A 2552-nucleotide genomic window follows, 5' to 3' on the forward strand; every position below is an offset into this window, starting at 1 on the left:
CCATAGCAAAATGTTTTGTGTGCAATTAATTTTCATATATTTGCATTGGCTTACTGCAGCAGTAGGTCTTTTTATAATCGCATTTGGTATTGTGACAGCTAATCCCATTATGGCTATCGGATAAGAGTAAGCGCTTAACAAACACCTTCTTTTTCCTTTCCCGTCTATCGGCCATAATGCTCAAAACCTTATCAAGGGAGGAGTATTATGCACCAATTACCTGCACCGGCAGACAAGCAATGCCAGCGTCGATTCTGGCAAGCCCATATCAAAGCGTTCATGCAGAGCGGTTTCAATCGCAGTGAATATTGTCGCCGTCATGACCTGCGTTACCATGCGATGACCTACTGGCTGGGCAAGCAGCAAAAAGTGGGTGCTGATTCCAGGACCCATCTCAATCTCGTTCAAGTGCCCGTGCCACAGGGAAACCATTTGATCCTGCCAAACATCCGTCTCTGTGTCGGCTCACGCTACCTCATCGAGCTCGGACAGGATTTCAGCGACACTGTACTTGCTCGGGTGCTTGCCGTACTGGAGTCACGATGATGTGGCCGATAGCGAGCGGGGTTAAGGTGTATCTGGCCACCGGAATCACTGACATGCGCAAATCCATTAATACCCTGGCTATCATGGTGGCCGAACAGATGGATCTGGATCCGCTGTCCGGCCATCTGTTTGCCTTCTGCAATCGTAAACGGGACACGGTCAAGGCGCTCTATTGGGATCGCAACGGTTTTTGTCTCTGGCATAAACGGCTGGAGCGAGACAAGTTTCAATGGCCGCAAACCACCGGCGAGGCCGAATGTATCAGCATGCGCCAACTGGGTTGGTTGCTGGAGGGATTATCCCTTACCCAACCGGCCCACGAGACGCTCAAATATGCCATTGTGCGTTGAAAAAAATGCTTCAATTTTATGAATTATGTTGAAATATATCGGATAGATATGTTAATATTTTTTCATGAAATTCACTCCCGAAACATTGCCGGACAATCCTCTCGATCTCAAGCTGCTTATTGTCGAACTGCAAGCGCAGTATGAAAAACAGGTCTCCCTGTTGATCGAGCAGATTCGCTTGCTTCGGCACAATCTCTTCGGAGTGAAAAGCGAAAAGCTGCCGGCTGCTGGAACCATGCAGCTCATCCCGCTGTTCGACTTGCCCGAACCCGAGGCGCTGGAGCCGGAACTGGTGATTGTGCCGACGCATTCCCGCAAGAAACCCGGGCGTAAGCCCCTGCCGGCGGATCTACCCAGAATCGACGTCCTGCATGATATAAGCGACGAGGAAAAGATCTGCGCCTGCGGTTGCACCCTCAGTCGTATCGGCGAGGAAGTCATGGAGCAGTTGGACATTATTCCTGCCCGGATCCAGGTGCTGCGCCATATTCGCCCCAAGTATGCTTGTTGCCACTGTGAAGGTGTTGACGATGACGGTCCCACCGTCAAAATCGCGCCGGCCCCGTTGCAGATGATCCCCAAGTCCATCGCCAGCCCCGGTCTGCTTGCCCATATCCTCACCGGCAAGTTCGTCGACCACCTGCCGTTCTATCGGCAGGAAAAAATCTTTCATCGCAAAGGCATCAATATCGGCCGGGCCTCCATGTGCAACTGGGCGATGAAAACCGCCGAAGTCTGCGAACCGCTGCTCAACCTGCTCAAAGACGAGGTGCGTGAAGGCAGACTGATCAATATCGACGAAACCACGATTCAGGTACTGGCAGAACCCGGTCGGACGCCTACCCAAAAATCCTATATGTGGATCTTTCGGCGGGGCGATCCGGAACGGCCGGTGTTGGTTTATCAGTATGCACCCAGCAGAGGGGGCGAGATTGCCAAAACCTTTCTCGATGATTTTAAAGGGTACGTGCAGACCGACGGGTACATCGGCTACGATTTCCTCGACCAGTGCACCGGAGTGCGCCATGTTGGCTGCATGGCCCATGCACGCCGAAAGTTCAGGGAGGTGGTCACTGCGCAGGGAAAAAATCGTAAGAGCGGCAGCGCCGATGAAGCCCTTGCCTATATCGGCAGACTCTATAAACTCGAGCAGGACGCCCGCGCCCGAAAAATGACCGCCGATCAAATCCATGCCATGCGACAGGAACAGGCCAAGCCGATCTTGGACGCCTTCCGGCAATGGCTGCAAAAACGCGCTTGGCAAACACCCCCCAAAGGGCTGCTCGGAAAAGCTATCAACTACACCCTTAAACAGTGGAACCGACTGGTTGGCTACCTGGAGGATGGCATCATCACTCCAGACAACAATGCTGCGGAAAACGCCATTCGCCCCTTTGTCGTCGGTCGTAAGAACTGGCTGTTTTCTGGAACACCTCAAGGCGCGGAGGCCAGTGCCCTCCTCTACAGCCTGATCGAAACGGCCAAAGCCAATGGTTTCGAACCCTACAGTTATCTCCGCCACATATTCCAGCACCTGCCGATGGTCACCACCCTGGAAGGCTATGAGGCCCTGCTTCCGTGGAATCTTGATCGTACAACAATCACCAGGGCGGTTCTAGATGTGGAAGATTAAGCGCTTACAATTGATCTGCTCAA

Annotated in this window: 3 protein-coding genes; all 3 read left to right on the plus strand. The window is 52.7% G+C overall.

From position 1 onward, the window contains the following. The first annotated feature begins 207 nt into the window (after window positions 1–207). The 3 genes from LHW45_11345 (at window position 208) to LHW45_11355 (ending at window position 2529) form a co-directional block, all read left to right on the plus strand. Window positions 208–546: a hypothetical protein gene (locus LHW45_11345; protein MCB5286163.1), complete on the plus strand. Its 339-nt coding sequence runs from the start codon at window positions 208–210 to the stop codon at window positions 544–546. After that, entirely contained in the window at window positions 543–896 is a 354-nt protein-coding gene (gene tnpB, locus LHW45_11350; protein MCB5286164.1) for an IS66 family insertion sequence element accessory protein TnpB, read from the plus strand. Before LHW45_11345 ends, tnpB begins: the two co-directional genes overlap by 4 nt. Window positions 897–960: 64 nt before the next feature. Continuing rightward, entirely contained in the window at window positions 961–2529 is a 1569-nt protein-coding gene (locus LHW45_11355; GenBank protein ID MCB5286165.1) for an IS66 family transposase, read from the plus strand. The last annotated feature ends 23 nt before the right edge of the window (window positions 2530–2552 follow it).

Source organism: Candidatus Cloacimonadota bacterium (assembly GCA_020532085.1).
Lineage (GTDB): Bacteria > Cloacimonadota > Cloacimonadia > Cloacimonadales > Cloacimonadaceae > Syntrophosphaera.